The sequence below is a fragment of the Thioalkalivibrio sp. AKL19 genome (assembly GCF_000420165.1).
Taxonomy (GTDB): Bacteria; Pseudomonadota; Gammaproteobacteria; order Ectothiorhodospirales; family Ectothiorhodospiraceae; genus Thioalkalivibrio.
Genome location: NZ_ATUK01000010.1, coordinates 557,077 through 578,642, shown reverse-complemented (window position 1 = coordinate 578,642; position 21,566 = coordinate 557,077). Strand labels below are relative to the sequence as shown.

The following is a 21,566-nucleotide window of genomic DNA, read 5'->3' as shown; positions in this document are numbered from 1 at the left end:
GTATCGCTCCGTGCCGCGAATCGGACCCGGATCAACCGAACACGTTCCTTTCAGGCGGGAGCATTCCGCTGATTCACGGTCGGACACCCGGTTCGGCCGCCTCGATCAGGGCACGGGTGCGCTCGGCGATGTAGTGTGCGGGGCGGGCCAGGGCCTGGTCCAGGGTGATGCTGCCGTCGCACAGGGCGCGGGCGTCGCTCAGGCCGAAGTCGGCGATCTCGGCCTCGTCGCAGGCGATGGAGCCGGCGATCGCCACCACGGGGACCTGCAGGTCCCGCGCGCGGCGTACCACCTCGGCGACCACCTTGCCGTGCGAGGTCTGGCCGTCCAGCTGGCCCTCGCCGGTGATGACCAGATCGGCCTCGCGGATTGCGGCGTCCAGCCCGATCAGTTCGGCCAGGTAGCCCGCGCCCATGCGCGCGCTGCCGCCGAGGACGCAGTCCAGTGCGAACCCGAGCCCACCGGCGGCGCCGGCACCCGGGGTGTCGGTGGGACGTTGGAGGTGCCCGGCGGCATCAATGCAACGCGCCAGGTGCTCCATGTGCCCATCCATCGCCGGGATGTCGGCCGCCTTCAGGCCCTTTTGCGGGCCGAATATCGCCGCCGCGCCATCCGACCCGGTCAGGGGGTTGTCCACGTCGTTCACTACGGTGATGTCGATGCGGGCCAGGCGTGGGTCCAGTGCGTCGAAATCGACCCGCACGAGATCGGCCAGGCCGGCCGGGTGGGGCGCAAGCGCGTGCCCCTCGGCATCCAGGAAGCGTACGCCCAGGGCGGCCAGCATGCCCGCGCCGCCATCCACCGTGCCGCTGCCGCCGAGGCCGATCAGCAGGTGTTCGGCGCCGGCGTCCAGGGCCGCAAGCATCAGTTCGCCGACGCCGAAGCTGTGGAGCTGCCAGGGGTCGTGCCGGTCGTCGGGGATCCGGTCCAGCCCGCAGGCGGAGGCGACATCAATGACCGCCCGTTGCTCGTGGTGGTCACAACCCCATCCGGCGCTCAGGTGGGCGCCGGTGGGGTCGGTCACATCCGACAGGTGCCAGGCCCAGCCAAGGGTGTGGCTGACGAGTCGGGCCGTGCCCTCGCCGCCATCCGCCATGGGCAGGGAGCGTACCCGGGCATCCGGTCGGGCGGCGTGCACCCCGCGGGCCATGGCGGCGGCCACGTCCTCGGCCTCCAGGCTGCCCTTGTAGCTGTCCGGGCAAACGACGACCCGGAGTCGTTCAGACAAAGATCAGGCCCAGGATGTAGATGGTGATCATCGCGCTGATGCCCTGTAGCAACGTGGCGGTGGTGAAAACCTTGTACGCGGTGGACACCTTCATGCGGCTGAACTGGGTGACCACCCAGAAAAAGCTGTCGTTGGCGTGCGAGACGGTCATCGCACCGGCACCCACGGCCATCACGGCCAGCACCATGCCCATGGTCGAGTCCAGCCCCAGCGAGGCCAGCATCGGCGCGATCATGCTGGAGGCGGTGACCAGCGCCACGGTTGACGACCCCTGGGCGGACTTCAGCGCCGCCGCGATCAGGAACGGCACCAGCAGGCCCAGACCCAGGCCGCTCAGCAGGTCACCCAGCTGATCGCCGATCGGGGTCTCGCGCAGCACGTTGCCGAAGGCGCCCCCGGCCCCGGTGATCAGGATGATCGGGGCCGCGAGCAGGATGGCGTCCACCGTCATCTGGTGGAACCGATCCTTGATGCCGGCGCCCTTGATCAGCAGCAGCGCGAAGATCACGCCGATGGCCAGCGCCACGACCGGGGTGCCGAGGAAGATCAGTGCGCTGGCGAATATCCCGGCCTCGGTGTCGCGGGTGGCCAGCAAGGCGACGGAGCCGATGGAGATCAGCACGATCGGCGCCAGGATGGGCATGAACGCGCCCAGCGTGGTCGGGCGGTGCTCCAGCTTGATCTCTTCCCTCTCGACCTCCTGCCCGGTGGCCTCGCTGATCGGGTCCGGTTCCAGCAGCTCTTCGTCATTGGCATGCGCGTAGCGGCTGGCCCACAGCCAGCCCACCGCGGCCGCTACGGCCGAGACGAACAGCCCGACCAGGATCACCAGGCCCAGGGCATCGGCGATGCCGATGTTGCTGGCGGCCGCGATCGGGCCGGGGGTGGGCGGCACGAAGTTGTGCGTGGCGAACAGCCCGGTGGCCAGCGCGACACTCATGGCCACCACCGAGATGCCGGCGGTCTTGGCCAGCGCGTTCTTCAGCGAGTTCAGGATCACGTAGCCGGAGTCGCAGAACACCGGGATGGACACGATGTAGCCGATGATCGAGACCGTCAGGGTGGGGAAGCGGTCGGACAGCGCGCGGATGATCGCCTCCGCCATCACCACGGCCGCTCCGGTGCGGTCGAGGATGACCCCGATGATCGTGCCCAGGGCGATCACGATGCCGATGTAGCCCAGGGTGCTGCCGAAGCCGTCGTTGATGACGCTGATCGCCTCGCGCGGCGCGATACCGCCGATGAGTGCCATCGCGAAGGCGGCGATCAGCAGGGCGAGGAACGGATGTACGCGCAGTTTCGCGGTGGCGAACACCAGCGCGGCGACGACCACAATCAATCCGATAATCAGCATGTCGCGTCCTTTTGCCTTTTTATGAGTATCGATCCGGAGTCTAGACGTCCGCGAACGATTCGGTGTCCCATGATCGACCGGGCACTACAATCCAGACGCCATTTCTTGCCAGGGGATTCCTTCATGCATCGTGTTATCGCGTTTTTGGGGTTGGTGGGCGCGAGCCTTGCACTGGTGATGTCCGCATCGGCCGCGACAAATCCGTATTCCGGGTTGCAGGAACGCGAAATCAAGGCGCTCTCCGCGCAGGAGACCGAAGACCTCCTGGAAGGGCGCGGCATGGGGATGGCGCTGCCGGCCGAGCTGCACGGCTATCCGGGCCCGCTGCATGTGCTGGAGGTGGCCGGGGAGCTGGGCCTGACGACCGACCAGCACCGCGAGACCGAGCGGCTGTTCGAGACCATGCGGGAGCAGGCGCGCGAATTGGGCCGGCGCATCGTGGAGCGCGAAAGGGAACTGGACGCGCGCTTCGCGGAGGGCGGGATCTCCAGCGATACCATCGAGACGGTCACGGTCGAGATCGGCGAGTTGCGTGGCCGCCTGCGCCACCTGCACCTGTCCTACCATCTGAAGATGGATGCGTTGCTCAGCGAGGAGCAGAAAGCGCGCTATCGGCAGGCCCGCGGTTATCACGGCGAGGCGGAAAACCACCCGGGGGCTGAGCATCACGGCCACGAAGGTCACCACCACTGAACGCCCGTGCCCTTGCTGGAAAGGAACTAACCGGCCGGGGCTGTGTTCGATTGAAAAGACGATCGGAGCGCGCATGACGGGAGCCCTGAACCTGGATCTGAACCGGCCGGTGGTCGTGGAGACGTCGGCGCAGCCCTGGAGCGGCAGCCGTGCCGACGGCGTGGTGCGCAAGCCGCTGGAGCGCGAACAGGCGGAAGCGGGCCGCGCCACCAGCATCGTGCAGTTCCAGCCCGGAGCCCGCTTCCCGCCACACACGCATGCGCTGGGCGAGGAGATCCTGGTACTGGACGGCGTGTTCTCCGACGAAGCCGGTGACTATCCCGCTGGCACCTACCTGCGCAACCCGCCGGGTTCCCGCCACACGCCGCACTCGGATCCCGGCTGCACGTTGTTCGTGAAGCTGGAGCAGTTCGCGCCCGAGGACCGCGAGAAGGTGGTGGTGGATACCCACTCGGCGCCCTTCCAGCCGGGCATCGGCGGCTTGCGCGTCCTGCATCTGCACAGCTTCGGTGCCGAGCACACCGCACTGGTGCACTGGCCGGCCGGCGAGCATTTCCAGGCCCACCGGCACTGGGGCGGCGAGGAGATCCTCGTGCTGTCCGGTGAGTTCATCGACGAGCACGGACGCTATCCCGCCGGCACGTGGATCCGCAGCCCGCATTCGAGTCAGCACGATCCCTGGGTGGAGGAGGAGACGCTGATCTATGTGAAGACCGGTCACCTGTGACGCCCTGTGCCCGGGTCTGCGCTTCGACAGGCTAAGGCGCCGGGGTCGGGTACAGCGATCCTCTTTCTGGCGCTGTACCGGTCGCGAATGACGCGCAATGGGGCGCTGGCGGGGATCGTGGTCGGCGCAGCCACGGTGATCCTCTGGAACCTGGCCGAGGGCGGGCTGTTCGACGTCTACGAACTCCTGCCCGGATTCCTCTTGGCCACCGTAGCCATCGTCGTTGTCAGCCTGCTGACGGGCGGGCCGTCGGAGTTGGTGCAGCGCCCGTTCCAGGCGTCCCGGCGGCGCCCCGCGGACTGACCGCGGTGGAGCACCGGTCAACGACGGCGTCGCGGGCCCACTGGCGGGCCAGCGAACGCTTGGTACGCGGCGAGGTCTGTTTGACCCGGTGTTCCTCGCGCAGGGCCTCGTTGCGCGAGGCGAAGCCGCGGGCCGCCAGTAGCTGTACGGGTTTGTGCATGCGGGTGAACCGGGCCCCGCGCCCGGCAGCGTGGGCAGCCATGCGCGCCGCCAGGTGCGGCGTGATTCCGGTATAGATGCGCCCACCCTGGCATTCCAGCAGATAGACGTACCAGGTCCCGTCACGCGGCCCGGACACGGCCGCGGCAGGATTCGGCACCACGGCTTGTGCCGCGCGGGCCGGGGTCATCGGCGTTTCTTGCGGCGCTTCTGGCCTACCTTGATGCGCTGCAGCGCGGCCTGCAGTTCAGCGTGGGCCTCCTTCGGGATCGAGGACGATCCGCGCAGGCGCAGCCCCTCCTGGCGGCGGATCGCGGTCAGCCGGCCCTTCTGGATAGCGTAGCGTCGCGCCACATCCCGCACCGTGTGCTGGAACGTCTTTGGCGGATCACCGCGGCGGACCCGCGGGTGTCCGTCCTCGATCTCGATGCTGAAGATGATGCTGACCTGCCAGATCAGCAGGGCGCCCGCGACCAGAAGCAACGCAATCATCAACAGCAGCGAGATCAGCATGGCGTTCCCTCCAGCGGGATGGGCCCGAAGGATTCGGGCCGTGGGGCAATGGGCTGGGCCGATCGTAGCACTCCAGCCCCGGTTTGCGATTCCATCGTGTCCACTCGGGCCCGACAGAAGGGACTTTGTCCGCAATGGAATGGCCTGAACCGATATGCTTAAAGAATGTGCTATCGGCACATCCGTTGGTACGATGTGTCATATGGAGCTGTTTGGAGAGGCGTCATGAGCGCTACAGAAGGCCTGGCCGCGGAACGCGCGGATGTCCTGCGCGAGGCGCTGGTCAATGCCGGCAAGGCGCTGGGCCTGACCCAGGCGGAGCTGGGAGAGGTGATCGGACGCGGGCGTACGGACATCAGCCGGGGCAACGTCGACCCGGCCAGCAAGCCGGGTGAGCTGGCGCTGTTGCTGATTCGCTGCTATCGCGCCCTGTACGTCCTGACCGGCGGGGATGCCAGTGCGATGAAACACTGGATGCAGACGCACAACCACCACATCGGCGGCGTGCCCGCCGAGCAGATCCGCACGGTGCAGGGCCTGGTGGGCGTGCTGGAGTATCTTGACGCGATCCGCGGCAAGCTATGAGGGCAACCTGACATGTCGGACTGGGATGCCCTGGTCGAAGCGGCGCCGCGTGTCACGCTGAGAGGGGAGGTCCTGCGCCTGGTGGAGAGCCAGGAGCAGGTTGCCACCAACCAGATTGTCAGCTCGCTCGACCGCCAGGCCGTTCTGGAAGAGATGCTGGAGGCCACCAAGCCGCCCCGGCGCCCGGGTACGGAACGGCTGCACTACCTGCTGGCGACGCCGTTTCGCTACCCGCCGCTACGTCACGGATCGCGCTTCGGCCGTCGCCACGAACCCAGCCTGTTCTACGGCGCCCTGCGCGAGCGCACGGTCCTCGCCGAGGCGGCCTACTACCGGTTTGTGTTCTGGCATGGCATGGCGACCCCGCCACCGCGCAAGCTCGATACCCAGCACACGTTGTTCGCCGCACGCTACCAGAGCCCCAATGGCTTGCAGCTCCATCAACCGCCGTTCGCTGCACACGCGGACCTGTTGCGTCATCCCGCCGACTATCAGGCCACCCAGGCCCTGGGCGCCGCGCTGCGCGAGGCCGGCATCGACCTGTTCGAATACCCGTCCGCACGCGATCACGAGGCCGGCCTGAACCTCGGGCTCTTCAATGCGCGCCCGTTTACCCGCAACAAACCCACGCGCCAGGATCCCTGGCTGTGCCAGCTCACCGCCGACCACGTCCGTTTCCTCAAGCCCCGCGACGGCGCCCTGCACGACTTTCCCCTGACCCAGTTCCACTACCAGGGCCGGCTGCCGCTACCCGCCTGACAGCCGTACCCACACCGGCCATTGCGAGGCCTCGCAGAGGCCGTGGCAATCGGTCGGACCCGCCCACAGGGCCTCGATGCTCTCGATGGCGTATGCCTGGCAGGAAAATGTCAGAAGTAGTCGTCTTCGTGCTGTTGGCGAAACGCGAGGAGGGTGACCCTTTCGGCATCGTCAATTTCGAACAGGGCCACGTAGCCCGAACGGCCAAAGGGGATCAGGAACTCTCGGATGCGGGGATGGGCGGGGTCCAGCGTACGGCAGCTCAGCGGGAAAGTTTCCAGTAGCGATAGGGCCTGCCCAATGGCCGTGCGGGCGCGGTTTGCGGCTGTCGGATCCTGTTCTGCCAGGAATGCGACAAGCCGCATGAGGTCGTCGCGCGCCTGCGCCGTAAAGCGGACCGAATAACTCATCCTTGAGCCTCCGGTTGACGGGCTATTTCGTGCTCAACATCTGGTCGAGCTCGTCCAGGACCGATTGCGCCGGATAGTACACACCCGTCTCCCGGGCGTTTCGCGCCGATTCCAGCCCGCGCTCCAGAAATTCGGCGTGCGCCTGGCGGCGGTGAATCTCGTGACGCACGGCATCCTCGATAAACGCCGATAGCGTTTCTTCCTTGCCCAGGGCCTGCTCGACCTGGTGGCGAAACGCAACACTGACCCGCAGGGCGGGTAACGTCGCATTCTTCATGGTCCGTCTCCGGCTCAACCTTTCAGCAATGTATCGCATATGCAATACAGTTCCCACAGGGGCATTTTGATCAATGCGTCCTCGCTCTACGCTCGCGGCCTTGATTCTCTGAATACGAAAAGGGCTCGGACAAGATACGGGCTGAGGATGGCGAGCAGGAAGGCCGAATTCTTCACCCAATGTGGTGCCGTTTCCGGCAAGAATGAGAAAGCCAAAACCATGAGTGCGACCGGCGCTAGCAGGGCTAGCGTGGCATAAGACGCGCGCGTACCAAAGCGGGCCCTTCGGCTGGAACAAGCAATGATCAGGGCCGTCCCGAGAATGAGTGTGGCCATCGCCACAAGACCGATCACCATGGCACCCATCTGCGGATCTCCCGGTTAGGAGTCGTAGGGTGTGAGCCCCTTGGGGACCTCGGTATCGAGGTCCCCAAGGGGCTCGACTCTGCGTTTGCTCGTGCAGTTCGACCGGGCAAAATCCGAGGCGAATCTCCGCGGTCCACGTGCTGCGGCCGTACTGGATGCGACGAACTGACTCAGGATGTTCAGGATCTCGGGCCGCTCGTCGGCGCTTGCCGAGCTGGCGAGGCCGAATATCAGCAGGAACAGCCCGGCCGTGGCGGCGAGAAGCCGGCGAGGTGGCGGGCGGGTAACGGGGTATGGGGCGGCAGGGCGCACATGCCCCTCGCGGACAGAATAGGAGAATCCTTTCTTCATCGTTTCCCTCCCTGGAAACATCGCGAGCCCATTGATCGGTCGCGCCCACAATCTAGCTGCTGTTTCCCGACCTGTCATCCTTTGTCCTTCTACGGAGCACCACGTCATTGCGAGGCGGCGCAGAGGCCTCGGCAATCGGTTGGATACGCCCCGATCGCCGCCCGGCTGCGAGGGTGGAGAACGACAAGGCCAGGCTCGGGGCCATTCGCGGCGGAACAAGAATCGACCTTTCGGCGTACCGACTTTGCTCGAGCCGGCTTCTTTCTGCGTACCCGACACGGCCGCCGGGCCTGGTCTACACTCCCCGCAAACGTGCATGCACCCCGCGATCCAGGAATGAGTCCACCATGGCCAGGCGTGGTTTCGGGCCGGCGGCCCAATGGCAACCGAACGATCTTTCCCCCGTCTCCGAGCCGAGTCCGGAAGCGGGGGCGAGGAGTGGTGGTTCGCCGCCCAGGGGAGAAGGCACCCCGGTGGAGGGGCAACTGGAATTCGTGAAGGTCTCGCCGCTCCGGCGGCTGCCGTTGTTCGGCCGGGGCGGACGCAATATCGCGGAATTGAAGCAGGTTGGCACGCCTGTCGCCTGGCTACGGCGGCCCAGCGGTGGGTTTGCGGCGTGGTTCGGCAAGCCGGAGCTGCATTTCGCAACCACGCGCCTGCGCCTGGCCGACCCGTCCGATGCGGGGTTTCTGGAGCAGATCCAGCGAACTATCCGTTTTTTCGGGATGCCCCAGCGCCAGGGGGTCTGGCGGGCCGGCGCGGGCACAGTGACGCAGATCGAGGAAACCAGCGTTGACGACGAGAACCTGAGCGGGCGGTTCCGTTACCGCGAAAGGGATTACCACATAAGTGGTCAGAAGACGGACTGGCGCGTCCTTTTCACCTACACCCTCCGGGATGCCCAGGAGGTGGTTGCCACATTCCAGCCCAAGGCCGAGTCGAGTCTGGTTGGCGGCTGGTTCGTGGAGGTCAATCACCCACGACCGCTTGGCGCCATCGCCATTGCCTGTCACATGGCCATGTGGCTTGAAGAGAGCGTGACTACCTCGGGCGGTGGCGGTGGTGCAGGAGGTGGTGGCGGCGGAGGCGGCTGCTGACGTCATGCCCCTCACCGAGGTCCGTTTCCTCACCCCCCCCGCGACGCTTCCCTGCGCGACTGCCCCCTGACGCAGTTCCTGTCTCGAGCCGTCTGCCGCCACCCGCCTGACACTCGCACCCGAACCCGTCATTGCGAGGCCTCGCAGAGGCCGCGGCAATCGGTCGAGCGTGCTCAAACACCGGGCGGTCGTAATGTTGGTGCAAAAGCTCGGACTGGATCCGGCGCCTGGGATCCCCGCACACATGGGAGGCACTCGGTGCGCCTTGGCTACAGCGTGTGCCCGGTGAGTCGTCGGTAGATGGCGAAGCCGGCCTCGCGGTCACGGCAGCGCAGGATGGCGGCGCGGCCCGGGGTGGAGGGATCGGGCTGCAGGTTCACGCCGGCCGCCTCGGCGGCCCGGAAGTCGTCATCCCGCAGTTCGGCCTCGCCGAACACCGAGATCACGAAGCCACCGGGGATGGGCGGGGGCGGGGTGAACGCCTCGCCGTCGGCCAGCGCGACCCAGGCTGAAATGAACTCTGGGCCGTAGAAGTCGAAGAAGCCGTTGGAGCCGCGCAGGTGGGCCTCGATCGGCCGGCCGCCGATCAGTTCGATGTTGCAGAGGCCGCTGTAGCCGGCCAGGTTGCGGCGTACCCAGTCGGCGATCCAGGGTTCGATCTCGGGCGCGGCGGCGCCGATCTCCCAGTAGATCGGGCGGGCGGCGTCCTTCGCCTCCGAACCGCGGGTGTGGGCAAACCAGCGGGCCGCGCCGTTCTCCACCAGGCAGTCGGTGCTGGTGTGGGTACCCAGCAGGCGCTGGCACCAGAAGCTGCCGGGCTCTGCCGGCACGTCGCCGGCCGGCAGGGTGCGTGCGTTCAGCCCCATGCCGGCCAGGTTGGTGACCGGCTTGACGAACACCTCGGCGTCCGCCGCGATGCCGAGGTCCGTAGGTGCCACGCCGCAGGGCGCGGCGGTCAGTCCGGCATCCAGGGCCAGATGCAGTTTGTCATAGACATGCCGGTGGTCCGGATTGAGCCGCCAGGCGGCGACGTCGGACACGGCCACCTCCCGGCACGGCTCGGGCCGGAAGATATGCTCGCGTTCGGGGAGGACACCGACAAACGGCACTACCCGGCCTCCGCTTGGCGTTTTGCGTGGCCCGCCGCCAGGCGCTCCACCTCGCACAGTAGAGACTTGAACGCGGGAAACCCGCTGATCGGGTCCAGCGAGCGGTCGTCGGTGAGCTCGTTCACGTTGGCGTGGTTCCAGCCGTGCTGGCAGTGCGCCACGCCGGGCTTGATGCGGTCCGTGACCTTGGCCACGAATGCCACGCGCCCGCGTGGCGAACGCACCTCCACCGTGTCGCCGTCGGCGATCCCGCGCGCGGCGGCATCCATCGGGTGCAGCTCCACCAGCGGCTCCGGCATCGCCCGGCGCATGCGCTCCAGCTGCTGGTGCTGCGAGTGGGTGGCGTGCTTGTGGCGGGCGCCGCTGGTCAATACCAGCGGATAGTCGCGGGCGAGCTCCGGCGTGGAGACCGGGCTCTCCGCCGGTTCACGGTAGACCGGCAGGCCGTCGTGCCCGGCCGCGCGCAGTTCCGCGGCGTCGAACTCCACCTTGCCGCTGACCGTGCGAAACCCGTCGATCCGGTACTGGCGGTCGCCTTCCTCGAAGCCGTGCGCAAGCATGTCGTCCAGTGCCCTGGCGAACACGGTGACGCCGTCCGGGTCGTTATAGACCTGTTCGCGGATGGTCTCCGGTATGCCCTCGGCGGCCTCGGCCCAGCTGGCCTCCAGGTCGCCGTTCCAGAACGGCTCTGCCATCCCCAGGCGCACGCCCAGCTCCAGGAATACCTCGCCATCCGGGCGCGCCTCGCCGCGCGGGGCAACGGCGGCGTGGCGGTAGCGCAGTTCGCCGCGGAAGTTGCAGCCGGGGTAGGCGATCAGCGCCGCGCGTTCCAGGCTGGTGGCGGCCGGCAGCACGATGTCCGCCATGCGCGTGGCCGGGTTGTGGAAGAAGTCCGACGCGGCGAAGAAATCCAGGGCGCCCAGCGCCTGTTCCATGCGCTTTGAGTTCGGCCACATCGCGGTGTTGATGCCCATCGCCAGCAGGGCGCGGACCGGCTGTGGCTGCCCCTCGAGGATGGCATCCGGCAGCAGCATGCTTTGTGCCGCCGGCCAGTGGGCCGTCCACACCGGAAAGGTCTCGTCGCCGATGCGCGGCGGGAGGTTCTGCTTGCAGTGGTCGAACAGGTCGATGGGCCTGGGTGTGACCTTGTCGTTGAAGAAGCGGTTGCCGCCCTCGCGGTCGATGTTGCCGGTCACCGCGGCCAGCAGGATCACCGCGCGGTGGTTCTGGAAGCCGTTGGAATGCTGCACGGTGGCGGTGGGCGAGAGCATGATCTGCGCCGGCGCGTTGGCGCCATAGAGCTCGGCGGCGCGGCGCAGATCGGCCGCGTCGATGCCGCAGATCTGTGCGACACGCTCCGGCGGGAATTCGCCCACGTAGTCGCGGAAGGCCTGCACGCCGCTGCCCCATTCGTCGAGGAAGGCCTGATCCTGCCAGCCGTTTTCGAAGATCAGGTAATGCATGCCCAGCGCCAGTGCGCCATCGGTACCCGGGCGGATCTGCAGGTGCACCTCGGCCTGCTCCGCCAGCGGGGTTACCCGCGGGTCCACTACCACGGTGGCGCAGCCGGGGCGGGCCTCAGCCAGGGGGTGCTGGTGAAACGGCGGGATGGAACCGCGCGGGTTGGTGGACCACACCAGCAGGCAGCGCGTCGCATCCGAGGCCACGGTGGATGAGGTCTTGATCCTGGTGCCGAAGGTCACCTCCTCCGCCACCTTGGTGGAGGAGAAGCAGCAGCCGCTCTCGGTCAGGTAGTTGGGCGAGCCGAAGGCATGTGCCAGGCGCTGGAGCTGCGGCCGGGCCTCCTTGGTATAGCCGGCGAAGAAGGCCGCCGCCGGGGCCCCGTGTTCCTCGCGGGTGGCGCGCAGGCGCTCGGCGATGGTGTCCAGTGCCTCGTCCCAGGAGATGCGCTCGAACTGGCCGCTGCCGCGCGGGCCCGTTCGCCGCAGCGGGTACAGCAAGCGCTCCGGGTGGTTGCGCCGGTCGAGCTGGACGTAGCAGCGCGGGCAATCGGGGCCGTCAATGGCGACCGGCTCGCCGACGGCGTCCAGGGTGACGTCGATGGCGCAGTTGGCATCGCATTCGTAACAGGTACTTTTTACGCTCGCCATCGGGCGATGTTCCTTGTTCCGCGGGCAGTTCCGGTTGCTGGCAAATGATTATGCCGGGACGCCTTTCGCCTCACGAACAACGCCTCGAACCGCGGGGCCACCTCTATGCAGGCTGGCTGAACGTCCACCTTGATACGAGGCCGGCGGGTGTTCCGGCGGGTCCTTCAGGCCGCCGCGAACGCAGGTGCTGATCGCTGTTTCCCGAAGGACAGGCCACGCGATTGCCCCCGGTGGTGCGGCGATTCGGTGCGTTTCAATGGCTTGCGGTGGCGGTGCGGAGCCCGCGCCGGGCGAGCATCGAGGCGGCTGCGGCATAGGCTGCGAGTACGAGCACGACGTGTTCCATGGACCATGCCAGGTCCAGCAGCGCGCCGGCCGCGACGGGTGCCGCGGCGGTGGCGAAGATCATCACGGACTGGGCCACGGCACGGATGGCGCCGAGGTGGGTGGTGCCGTAGAGCTCCGCCCAGATCACGCCCATCAGGGTGTTGGCGATCCCCATGCCGAGCCCGGCCAGCGCCAGGTACACCGGCGCGAGCCAGACGCCCTCCAGCAGACTCAGCGCCAGCAGGGCCAGGATCAGCGGGGCGAGGTGCCACGGCAGCAGGCGCCGCGAGCCGAACCGATCCACCAGCGGGCCGGCCACGAACAAGGACAGCAGGTGCATGGCGGCAAAGGCCACGAAGCTTGAGGCCAGCCAGGCAAGCGTCCAGTCCTTGGATTCCGCTAGCGGCACCTGGTGGAAGAACACCGCGGTGATGATGAACGGTGCGCCCATCAGCGCCGGCAGTACCATGTAGAAGCGCGGATCGCGCAGGACCTCGCGACGCGACCAGTGGCTCTCGCCTTCGCCGGCGTCGGGGTCCGTCCGGGCCAGCGGGATCGAGCGCCCCAGGAGCATCAGCACCAGCACGGTCAACCCGACCAGGATTGCCGCGATTACGCCCCAGGTCGAGCGCCAGCCGATGGCGGCCGCCCCTGCGACCACCAGGATCGGGACCACGGCCTCGGCCACCGGCAACCCGGCCACCACCAGGCTGATGGCCTTGCCCCGGTGCGTGGTGAACGCCCGCGCCACTGCGGTCTGGGCCGTGTGCGTCATCAGCCCCTGGCCGAAAAACCGCAGCAGGAAGAACCCCAGCACCAGCCCCGGCACGCCCGGACTGAATGCGAGCACGGCGCTGCCCACGGCCGCCCCCAGTAGCACGAACGTCACCATGGCACGAAGCGGTGGTCCACCAGCCGCCCGGCGCTGATCAGCAGTAGTGCGCTGGCCAGCGTGGCGACCGAATACGCCAGCCCCAGCTGCCCGTGGGTCAGGTCGAACAGTTCGCGCCACTCGCCCCCGAACAGGGACAGAACGAACGTCTGTCCGACGACGGAGAACGCCACCAGCAGAAAGCCGGCCCCGAGAAAGCGCGGATGGCGAAGCAATGGATGCAAGAACCCACCCCGGACGGTGCGAAACAGCCGCCCATGATAACGACACCGGCAAGCGCAGGGCCGGAACACCCTGTCCGCATGGAAACGTTGTCATGGCCCCGGTTTCAGGTCCGGATCGCGACCAGACGCTGGCGCCCGGCAAGCGCATCCGACTGGATCATTCTGTCTCTCAGGCGGGTTGCCCGCGGGCGGCGCGCAGGGCGCGGCAGAACCAGCCCTGGGGGCTGTCCTCGCCGGTGAGCAGGTAGCGCAGGGCATGCGGGTCGCGCAGGGTATGGGCAATCGTCAGGGCGCTCGCGAAGCGGCCACAGAACAGCAGTTGGTCGCCGGCCTGCAGGAGCGTCTCGTCATCGGGCGCCAGGAGGTCCGGCGAGCCGTCCTCGCGCCGCAGCAGGAGGGCGATGCAGGCATGTCGCTGGCGTTCAGGGTGGTCGGCGCGCAGCAGCTGGCCAAGGGTGACCGGCTCCTGTTCCAGGTGGGCGAGCAGAGCCGGGGCATGTTCTTCGTCCAGTTGCTCGGTCCAGATCGCCGGTACGCGGTCCCCGACCACGGCCGTGATGGCGCTGACCCGCTCATTGGCCCATTCGGTGGACTGCTCGCGGCTCAAATCCAGGAAGCGTGGCAACAGCGGCGAGGTGAGATGCGCCAGGATCGCCTCCGCGATCACCCGGTCATGGCGCATCACCAGCGGCAGATCGGCGGCGGCGAACAGCAATGAGCTGCTCTCGCGGTTCTGGCGCCCGACCATGAACAGCTCCGGGTTCAGCTCGCGCGCGGTCATCACGATGGACAGGTTATAGTCGTCGCGGCCGGTGCCGGCCACGATCCCGGAGGCGGTCGCGATGCCGGCCTCGTGCAGGGTGTCCGCCTCGGTGCCGCGGCCCCGTATGCAGTCGGGCGGGCAGTCCGCGCCTTCGGGATCCGTCTCCACCAGGGTCACGTCCACGCCTTCCTGGATCAGACCGGCATGCACGGCCTTGCCGAAGCGTCCGAAGCCGCACAGGATCCAGCGGCCGCAGGGCGGATCGATCGGCATCGGCAGCGGGCTTCCAGGGATGTTCCCCAGCCACTCGTGCAGTAGATGATGCGCGGGGGAATGCAGTGCCAGCGCGAGCCGCTGGCCGAAGATGTCGAACGGGTTGATGATCTGGTCGGTTCCGAACGAGGCCATGTTTTTCTCCGTGTCATGGCTCTCGGCGCGGCAGATGACGGGGCGGTCTGGGTTCAGGAGCTTGGCGGCAATGGCGATGCGCAGATTCACCGCGTCGTCGCTGGTCAGTGCCACCACCCCCCGGCAGCGCGGGTTGAGCAGCCCGGCGTCGAGCAGGCGGTTGGCGACACTGGCGTCCGCGCACAGGCCGGGGATCTGCAGCGCGTAATCCTCCAGGGTCAGTTCGTTGATGCGGTCCGGGTTCTGATCGATCACCACGGCAAAGCCGTTGCGCCCGAGCAGGGAACGCACCACCAGGGCACCCGTGTCGCCATATCCGCAGACGATAAAAAACGGCCGCTGTAGCTTGCGGATGGTGCGGTCGAACGCGTGCTGGCTGACCGCCAGACGGAAGGCCGGGTCCTGAATCAGCGCGAGGATCTTGCCGATGGCGTACAGCCACGCGACCACCGAGAGGTACACGGCAAATACCGTCCACATCCTCTGCGCCTCGGTGAAGGCGTGGGGGATCTCGCCGAAGCCGATGGTCGTGGCCATGTAGGTGACGAAGTAGAACGCATGGAAGAAATCCATGCGCCAGGGTTCCCCCTGGTCGTCCACGCCAGGGATCAGCACCAGGCCGAGAACGGAGATCGAATAGGCCGCCGTCAGCGCGAGCAGGGGCGCCCGCATGCGCCGAAGGAACAGGAACAGCACCTTGTTGATGGTGGCAGGCACGGCGCGGGATTCGGCGGCAGTCGTGGCCGGTGTCAGCGGCGCAGGGCCACCGTATCCGCGATCAGCAGGAGCACCGAGATCAGGTTCGCCACCATGGCCCCGCCCGCCAGTGAAACGATGCTGGCCATAAACATCGCATCCATGCCTCCGGCATGCACGTGGCTGGCATAGCCCCACACCACCGCGGCCGCGATCAGCTGCAGCACCGCCACCAGCGAGCTGGCCAGCAGCAGCGCCCCGGTCTGCGTCCGATCCCCCAGCTTCAGGGCCGTCGCAATGATGTTCACCACGATGGCCGCGAACAGCTCGTAGACGTTGTGATGCGCCGGATTGTCGATCTCGCCGAGAAAGAACCCGAAGTTCAGCGTGAACGCCAGGATGATGAAAAAGCCGAAGATCACCTTCTCCAGGTTCATGCGCACGCTCCTTGTCGTTCGAGGTGACGGGTGCCTGATCGGCGCCGCGACACGGGGCCCGTCTTCATCCACCCACAGCATGGAGCATGGCCCAACACGTCCCGGATGGCGAGGGCGGGGACGGATGTCCTCACGTGCCGATACGCCAGGGGCGTGTTGTTGCGGGGGTCGCAAAGGCCACGACGATCGGTTGGGATGTCCAGGGCGGTGGCTGATCCAAGGTCAAGCAGGAGCAAACATCTGACCCAGTGCCCTGCGAAATCTCCCTCAGCTGCTGCGGCGCAGGGCGTTTGCGATGTCCGGAATAGCCTTGAGCCGATACAGCAACACCACGCAGGCCCCGTAGAAGGCGATCGCGATCCAGTCGGTCCATTGTTTGGCGAGCACGCCGTCCGCCAGGGCCAGCATCCCGATCGCAAGCAGATAGGCCACGGCGAAGCCGCCGTGCACGGCCCGGTCGCGCCAGGTTCCGCGGGCCACCGTGTACCAGAGAAAGACCGCGACATGCCACAGCGCCATGAACAGGAAGAGGAACTGGATCATGTTGTCGCCCAGTGTCACCTCGGTCGCCCCCTCGCGCCCACCGAGCGACGTCAGGTGCCCGATCAACAGTACCGCGTACAGCCAGGCCACCAGCATCACCTGGGCGAGGTCGCACAGGAACATCAGGATCATGCGCACCGGGCTCAGCTGCGCCAGTCGGGCCGCGTTGGCCGGCGCGCAGAAATAGGCCGAGTAGGCCACGAACTTGTAGGCGGTAAACACCGTCACGAGAAGCGCCAGAGCGATGCGCTTCCAGAATTCAGGGTCCGCGAAGGTACCCGGGTGATCGGTCAGGAACTGCACGTATTCGACCGACACGACCAGCAAGCCAAGCGCGATCACCGCGAGGATCAGGTCGCTGATCTTCTCCGATAATCGGCTGTAAAAGACGTCCATCCGCGCAGTCTTCCCTTTTTCCTGGTTCGCGCCTCGAGTGTCGCGCGAGATCCCGACCAAGGATAATCCAGGGCTGCGTGTCCTTGCTTACTGGAGCATGCGCTCCTTCGGTACGATGCAGGGAAGTTTGAGAGTCGATGCCACGGGGACGCGATGAAAGGGGATTCGCACAGAGCGCAGGGGCTGGAGGAGCTGGTCGCGCGGCTGGAGGCGTTCGTCGAGGAACGCGACCGGGTGCAGTTCAATTCGCCCAAGAACCTGTCGATGGCACTGGCCGGAGAGGTCGGCGAACTGATCGAACCCTTCCAGTGGCTCACCCAGGAACAGTCACGGCACCTGTCCGCCGAGACCCGCGAGGCGGTGCGGCAAGAGATCGCCGATGTGCAGATCTATCTCCTGCTTCTGGCGTGCAAGCTCGACATCGACCCGGTCGAGGCCGCCAGTGACAAACTGGAGATGAACGCCCGGAAGCATCCCGTCGAAAAGGCCCGCGGCAACGCCCGCAAATACTCCGACCTGTAACCCACGCTACCCGGCCGCGGTCCGCGAGACCGACTTGGGCGATGGCTACGGTGGAGCTAAACGCCGTAGAAGCGTGCCCGCACGCGAAGCCCCTGCCAAAGTACAACGCGGGCCGGGGCTTCGCGTGCAAGCACGCTCCCACAGAGGCGCGCCCCGTCGTTGCGAGGCCTCGCAGAGGCCGTGGCAATCGGCCGGAGCTGCCCGTGAGGTGTCGGTGTGGCGATGAACCTCCCTCGATGCACGCGCGAGCGCAGGCGGATGTACCCTTGGGGGAGCCACGGGCACCGTGGACAGGAGGTGATCACGATGGATTGGAGCCAGTGGCGGCCGTTCGGCCGCGTGCCGGAAATGAGCCCCGAGGAACTGGCGCAGGCGATGGAGAACGCCCAGGTGCAAGTGCTGGATGTGCGCACCGGTGTCGAGCATCGTCGGAGTCGTATCCCGGGCGCGCGTCACCTCCCGATCACGCAGTTTTCCAAGCGACGCCTGGCGGACCTGGAACTCGATCCCGATCGTCCCGTGGTGGCCATCTGCCTCAGTGCACACCGCAGCATCCCCGCCGTGCGCAAGCTGCGGGCCCGCGGCTACGAGGCCCGCCAGCTTCGCGGCGGCATGCTCGCCTGGTGGCGGGCAGGACTGCCATGCGAGCGGGGAAACGAAGGTGTCGGTGGATAAGACCTGCGACCGTTACGCGGGCCCGGCAAGCCCAGAAACGGGGCGGCCATCCCCCTCGGCCGCATGATCTCGGAGTGCAAGGGTGCCGTTTCCGGCCCAGGGCCCAGCGTGCGCGCCCTTGGAGCGGCCGTTGCGCTCAGGAGCGCCGAGTAAACGCAGTTCGCGGCTTGCGTCCGTCCCCGGCCGGCCGGTATCTCAGTCGTCGTCCTTGTCCTGCTTGCTGCCCGGAGTGACGGCACGTCCCACCGCTCCGGCGGTCTTGCCGGTCGCCTTGGCGGCGCCGGTGGTGACGCTGACGGCGGCGCTTCCCGTGGCACCGGCGACCTTCACGGCCGTGCAGCCCGTGGTCAACGGCAGGATGATGGCAAGCAGCAGGAGCGGGCGGGTGTAGGCAATCATCGGCTAGAGACTTCGTTGATGTCTGCGATCAAGGGTACGCCCGTCATGTTGGTGAGGCCATGGCATGTCCAAAAGGGAGCACCGAAATGGAGGATGTTCGGCGCCATCGTGGCCCCGTGCTGGCGGTCACGAGCCGGCCCTCCACAGAACCCGCAGGTGCGCCCCTGGTCTGAGGGTCGAGCCCCTGTGGAGACCTGCGATGTCCCGTTTTGCGCGCCTGTTTGCTTCCCTGTTGCTGATGCTGCCGATTGCGGCGGCGAGCGCTGCCGAACCGGACACGGAAGCCCTGTTCCAGCACGAGCTGGGCCGACTGCACTCATCCGAGATCGTGAACCTGCAGGAGCGCTTCCTGGGCCATCCGCTGCTGATCATCAACACCGCCAGCCACTGTGGTTACACCGACCAGTTCGGTGGGCTGGAACAGTTGCATCAGGACTACCGGGACCAGGGGCTGAAGGTGGTGGGCTTCCCTTCCCATGACTTCAACCAGGAGGCCGACGACGAGGCCGAGACCGCCCGGGTGTGCTTCGAGAACTTCGGCGTCACCTTCGACATGTTCAGGCCGATCAGTGTGCGCGGCGCGGACGCCCACCCGATCTTTCGCGAACTGGCCCGCCAGTCCGCCGCCCCGCGCTGGAACTTCTACAAGTACGTGGTGGACCGAGAGGGGCGGGTGAGGGCGCATTTCCCCAGCCAGGCTGGCCCCGGGGCCGCCGAGCTGCGTCGCGCGATCGAGAGCGTCTTGTAGCCCATCGCGCTGCGGCGCCGCTCGTGGCGGGATAGCGGGAGGCTATCTCGCTCATCGTGAATATCAACTGGCACTAATGGCTCGCGGGGCCTAGCTTCAAGGGCAGGTGGGCCGTGAGCCCCTCCCCGGTCGACGGTGGCCCGGAGGCAGAACGGCTTGCGGTCCCTGAGGAAAGCCATCGATGGCAGTTGGATGGCGCTTTCCGAAACACGAACACGCTGAACGCAGCGAACATGGAGAACGATATGGGTGAGCATCAGAACATGGGCAAATGCCCGGTCATGCATGGCGGCGAGACCGCCGCCGGCCACTCGGTCATGGACTGGTGGCCGGAAGCGCTGAACCTGGACATCCTCCATCAGCATGACCGCAAGACCAACCCGATGGGCGAGGACTTCGACTATCGGGAAGAGGTCAAGAAGCTCGACTTCGACGCCCTGAAGAAGGATATGCACGCGCTGCTGACGGAGAGCCAGGCGTGGTGGCCGGCCGACTGGGGCCATTACGGCGGGCTGATGATCCGCCTGTCCTGGCACGCGGCCGGCACCTACCGGATCGCCGATGGCCGGGGTGGCGGTGGCACCGGCAACCAGCGTTTCGCCCCGATCAACAGCTGGCCCGACAACGTCAGTCTGGACAAGGCGCGCCGTCTGCTGTGGCCGATCAAGAAGAAATACGGCAACAAGATCAGCTGGGCGGATCTGATCATCCTGGCCGGTACCGTGGCCTACGAGAACATGGGCCTGAAGACCTTCGGCTTCTCCTTTGGTCGCGAGGACATCTGGCATCCCGAGAAGGACACCTACTGGGGTGCGGAGAAGGAATGGCTGGCACCCTCCGACGAGCGCTACGGCGACGTCGACAAGCCCGACACCATGGAGAACCCCCTGGCGGCCGTCCAGATGGGCCTGATCTATGTGAACCCGGAAGGGGTCAACGGCAAACCCGACCCGATCAAGACCGGCGAGCAGGTCCGCGAGACCTTCGCCCGCATGGCCATGAACGATGAAGAGACCGCGGCGCTGACCGCCGGCGGCCACACCGTGGGCAAGTGCCACGGCAATGGCGATGCCGGTGCGCTGGGTCCGGAGCCCGAAGGGGCCGATGTCGAGGAACAGGGCTTCGGCTGGAAGAATCCCAGCATGCAGGGCAAGGCCGCCAACGCCGTCTCCTCCGGCATCGAGGGTGCCTGGACCACCCATCCGACGAAGTTCGACATGGGGTATTTCGACCTGCTGTTCGGCCACGAGTGGGAGCTGAAGAACAGCCCCGCCGGTGCCTGGCAGTGGGAGCCGATCGACATGAAGGAGGCGGACAAGCCGGTGGATGCCAGCGATCCCTCCATCCGCCACAACCCGATCATGACCGACGCCGACATGGCGATGAAAATGGATCCGAAGTACCGGGCCATCTGCGAGAAGTTCATGGCGGATCCCGCGTATTTCCAGGACTGCTTCGCCCGCGCCTGGTTCAAGCTGACCCACCGTGATCTGGGCCCGAAGACCCGCTACATCGGTCCGGAAGCGCCACAGGAAGATCTGATCTGGCAGGACCCGGTGCCGGCCGGCAGCACCGACTACTGCGTCGAGGCGGCCAAGCAGAAGATCGCCGAGAGCGGCCTAACCACCGCCGAGATGGTCAGCACGGCCTGGGACAGCGCCCGAACCTTCCGCGGCTCCGACATGCGCGGTGGTGCCAACGGTGCCCATATCCGCCTGGCCCCGCAGAAGGACTGGGAGGGCAACGAGCCGCAGCGCCTGGACCGGGTGCTCAAGGTCTACGAGCAGCTCTCCGCCGAGACCGGCGCCAGCGTGGCCGACCTGATCGTGCTGGGTGGCAGCGTGGGCATCGAGCAGGCCGCCCGGGCGGCCGGATACGATGTCCTGGTGCCGTTCAATCCGGGGCGTGGCGATGCCCGCGCCGAGATGGTCGATGCCGACTCCTTCGCGCCGCTGGAGCCGCTGGCGGATGGCTTCCGCAACTGGCTGAAGAAGGACTACGTGGTCAAGCCGGAGGAGATGCTGCTCGACCGCGCCCAGCTGATGGGCCTGACCGCGCCGGAGATGACGGTGCTGATCGGCGGGATGCGCGTGCTCGGAACCAACCATGGCGGCAGCAAGCATGGCGTGTTCACCGGCCGTGAAGGCCAGTTGACCAACGACTTCTTCGTTAACCTGACCGACATGGCCAACGCCTGGAAGTCTGCGGACAACGGCATCTATGAGGTCCGCGACCGCAAGAGCGACCAGGTGAAGTGGACCGCTAGCCGCATCGACCTGGTGTTCGGCTCCAACTCCATCCTGCGCAGCTACGCCGAGGTGTACGCCCAGGACGACAACGAGGAGAAGTTCGTGAAGGACTTCGTCAGGGCCTGGACCAAGGTGATGAACGCCGACCGCTTCGATCTGGAGCAGTACCAGCAGTAAGCACGGCCTGAACCGGGCGGTTTGCCCGGCATGCAGACCAGGACGCCCGGGCCCATCCCGGGCGTTTTT

General features: G+C 66.9%; 22 protein-coding genes and 2 pseudogenes. 10 read left to right on the top strand and 14 right to left on the bottom strand.

What is annotated here, in order from left to right:
* Window positions 1-73 precede the first annotated feature (73 nt).
* Both F817_RS0104630 and F817_RS0104625 read right to left on the bottom strand, forming a co-directional pair.
* A complete protein-coding gene (locus F817_RS0104630; protein ID WP_081644455.1) occupies window positions 74-1,228 on the bottom strand; it encodes a glycerate kinase in 1,155 nt (384 codons plus the stop codon).
* On the bottom strand, window positions 1,221-2,582 hold the full coding sequence (locus F817_RS0104625; RefSeq protein ID WP_018938810.1) for a GntP family permease: 1,362 nt from the start codon (window positions 2,580-2,582) through the stop codon (window positions 1,221-1,223). The genes F817_RS0104630 and F817_RS0104625 overlap by 8 nt, the downstream gene beginning before the upstream one ends.
* Before the next feature lie 123 nt (window positions 2,583-2,705).
* On the opposite strand from F817_RS0104625, the gene F817_RS0104620 reads away from it, so the two are divergent.
* From F817_RS0104620 to F817_RS13720, 3 genes and pseudogenes are all read left to right on the top strand, one after another.
* Complete coding sequence (locus F817_RS0104620; protein WP_024326556.1) at window positions 2,706-3,275, top strand: Spy/CpxP family protein refolding chaperone; 570 nt, start codon at window positions 2,706-2,708, stop codon at window positions 3,273-3,275.
* 73 nt (window positions 3,276-3,348) lie between these two features.
* Complete coding sequence (locus tag F817_RS0104615; RefSeq protein WP_024326555.1) at window positions 3,349-4,002, top strand: cupin domain-containing protein; 654 nt, start codon at window positions 3,349-3,351, stop codon at window positions 4,000-4,002.
* Between the two features lie 57 nt (window positions 4,003-4,059).
* Window positions 4,060-4,305: pseudogene (locus F817_RS13720) on the top strand (sodium:proline symporter); the annotation flags it as partial.
* A 31-nt stretch (window positions 4,306-4,336) separates the two neighbouring features.
* Here F817_RS13720 and F817_RS14090 read toward each other — a convergent pair.
* Window positions 4,337-4,654, bottom strand: a pseudogene (locus F817_RS14090) (GIY-YIG nuclease family protein); the annotation flags it as partial.
* The gene (locus F817_RS0104605; RefSeq protein ID WP_024326553.1) at window positions 4,651-4,977 is read right to left on the bottom strand and encodes a DUF3634 family protein; all 327 of its coding nucleotides are present in this window, start codon (window positions 4,975-4,977) and stop codon (window positions 4,651-4,653) included. The pseudogene F817_RS14090 and the gene F817_RS0104605, both read right to left, overlap by 4 nt.
* A 225-nt stretch (window positions 4,978-5,202) precedes the next feature.
* Here F817_RS0104605 and F817_RS0104600 point away from each other — a divergent pair, with 225 nt between their 5' ends.
* Complete coding sequence (locus F817_RS0104600) at window positions 5,203-5,562, top strand: MbcA/ParS/Xre antitoxin family protein (RefSeq protein WP_024326552.1); 360 nt, start codon at window positions 5,203-5,205, stop codon at window positions 5,560-5,562.
* Between the two features lie 12 nt (window positions 5,563-5,574).
* Window positions 5,575-6,321 (top strand): RES family NAD+ phosphorylase, encoded by a 747-nt coding sequence (locus F817_RS0104595; RefSeq protein WP_024326551.1) that lies wholly within the window; start codon window positions 5,575-5,577, stop codon window positions 6,319-6,321.
* Between the two features lie 110 nt (window positions 6,322-6,431).
* Here F817_RS0104595 and F817_RS0104590 read toward each other — a convergent pair whose 3' ends face one another.
* Together F817_RS0104590 and F817_RS0104585 are read right to left on the bottom strand one after the other, a co-directional pair.
* Entirely contained in the window at window positions 6,432-6,731 is a 300-nt protein-coding gene (locus tag F817_RS0104590; RefSeq protein WP_024326550.1) for a type II toxin-antitoxin system RelE/ParE family toxin, read from the bottom strand.
* A 22-nt stretch (window positions 6,732-6,753) separates the two neighbouring features.
* Window positions 6,754-7,008, bottom strand: coding sequence for a YlcI/YnfO family protein (locus F817_RS0104585; protein WP_024326549.1), 255 nt, complete (start codon window positions 7,006-7,008; stop codon window positions 6,754-6,756).
* 1,189 nt (window positions 7,009-8,197) lie between these two features.
* Between F817_RS0104585 and F817_RS0104570 the strand changes: the two genes are divergently transcribed.
* Window positions 8,198-8,821 carry a hypothetical protein gene (locus F817_RS0104570; RefSeq protein WP_024326546.1) on the top strand — a complete coding sequence of 208 codons (624 nt, stop codon included), beginning with the start codon at window positions 8,198-8,200 and terminating at the stop codon, window positions 8,819-8,821.
* Between the two features lie 269 nt (window positions 8,822-9,090).
* Here the strand turns inward: F817_RS0104570 and F817_RS0104565 are convergent, their stop codons facing one another.
* The 7 genes from F817_RS0104565 to F817_RS0104535 form a co-directional block, all read right to left on the bottom strand.
* A complete protein-coding gene (locus F817_RS0104565; RefSeq protein WP_024326545.1) occupies window positions 9,091-9,930 on the bottom strand; it encodes a hypothetical protein in 840 nt (279 codons plus the stop codon).
* On the bottom strand, window positions 9,930-12,041 hold the full coding sequence (locus F817_RS0104560; RefSeq protein ID WP_024326544.1) for a molybdopterin-dependent oxidoreductase: 2,112 nt from the start codon (window positions 12,039-12,041) through the stop codon (window positions 9,930-9,932). The genes F817_RS0104565 and F817_RS0104560 overlap by 1 nt, the downstream gene beginning before the upstream one ends.
* Before the next feature lie 253 nt (window positions 12,042-12,294).
* A complete protein-coding gene (locus F817_RS14085) occupies window positions 12,295-13,260 on the bottom strand; it encodes an MFS transporter (RefSeq protein ID WP_081644452.1) in 966 nt (321 codons plus the stop codon).
* Window positions 13,254-13,484, bottom strand: coding sequence for a hypothetical protein (locus F817_RS14695; RefSeq protein WP_155988438.1), 231 nt, complete (start codon window positions 13,482-13,484; stop codon window positions 13,254-13,256). The genes F817_RS14085 and F817_RS14695 overlap by 7 nt, the downstream gene beginning before the upstream one ends.
* Window positions 13,485-13,653: 169 nt before the next feature.
* Complete coding sequence (locus F817_RS0104545) at window positions 13,654-15,372, bottom strand: TrkA family potassium uptake protein (protein ID WP_155988437.1); 1,719 nt, start codon at window positions 15,370-15,372, stop codon at window positions 13,654-13,656.
* 32 nt (window positions 15,373-15,404) lie between these two features.
* Window positions 15,405-15,788, bottom strand: coding sequence for a DUF6394 family protein (locus F817_RS0104540; RefSeq protein WP_024326542.1), 384 nt, complete (start codon window positions 15,786-15,788; stop codon window positions 15,405-15,407).
* 267 nt (window positions 15,789-16,055) lie between these two features.
* The gene (locus tag F817_RS0104535) at window positions 16,056-16,727 is read right to left on the bottom strand and encodes a hypothetical protein (RefSeq protein WP_024326541.1); all 672 of its coding nucleotides are present in this window, start codon (window positions 16,725-16,727) and stop codon (window positions 16,056-16,058) included.
* A gap of 153 nt (window positions 16,728-16,880) precedes the next feature.
* Between F817_RS0104535 and F817_RS0104530 the strand changes: the two genes are divergently transcribed.
* Both F817_RS0104530 and F817_RS0104525 read left to right on the top strand, forming a co-directional pair.
* Window positions 16,881-17,249, top strand: coding sequence for a nucleotide pyrophosphohydrolase (locus F817_RS0104530; RefSeq protein ID WP_024326540.1), 369 nt, complete (start codon window positions 16,881-16,883; stop codon window positions 17,247-17,249).
* A 306-nt stretch (window positions 17,250-17,555) separates the two neighbouring features.
* Entirely contained in the window at window positions 17,556-17,924 is a 369-nt protein-coding gene (locus F817_RS0104525; RefSeq protein WP_024326539.1) for a rhodanese-like domain-containing protein, read from the top strand.
* Window positions 17,925-18,119: 195 nt separating this feature from the next.
* Here the strand turns inward: F817_RS0104525 and F817_RS0104520 are convergent, their stop codons facing one another.
* Complete coding sequence (locus tag F817_RS0104520; protein WP_018938832.1) at window positions 18,120-18,323, bottom strand: hypothetical protein; 204 nt, start codon at window positions 18,321-18,323, stop codon at window positions 18,120-18,122.
* 199 nt (window positions 18,324-18,522) lie between these two features.
* Here F817_RS0104520 and F817_RS0104515 point away from each other — a divergent pair, with 199 nt between their 5' ends.
* Both F817_RS0104515 and katG read left to right on the top strand, forming a co-directional pair.
* The gene (locus tag F817_RS0104515) at window positions 18,523-19,071 is read left to right on the top strand and encodes a glutathione peroxidase (RefSeq protein ID WP_024326538.1); all 549 of its coding nucleotides are present in this window, start codon (window positions 18,523-18,525) and stop codon (window positions 19,069-19,071) included.
* 233 nt (window positions 19,072-19,304) lie between these two features.
* Complete coding sequence (katG, locus tag F817_RS0104510) at window positions 19,305-21,497, top strand: catalase/peroxidase HPI (protein ID WP_024326537.1); 2,193 nt, start codon at window positions 19,305-19,307, stop codon at window positions 21,495-21,497.
* Window positions 21,498-21,566: the final 69 nt, after the last annotated feature.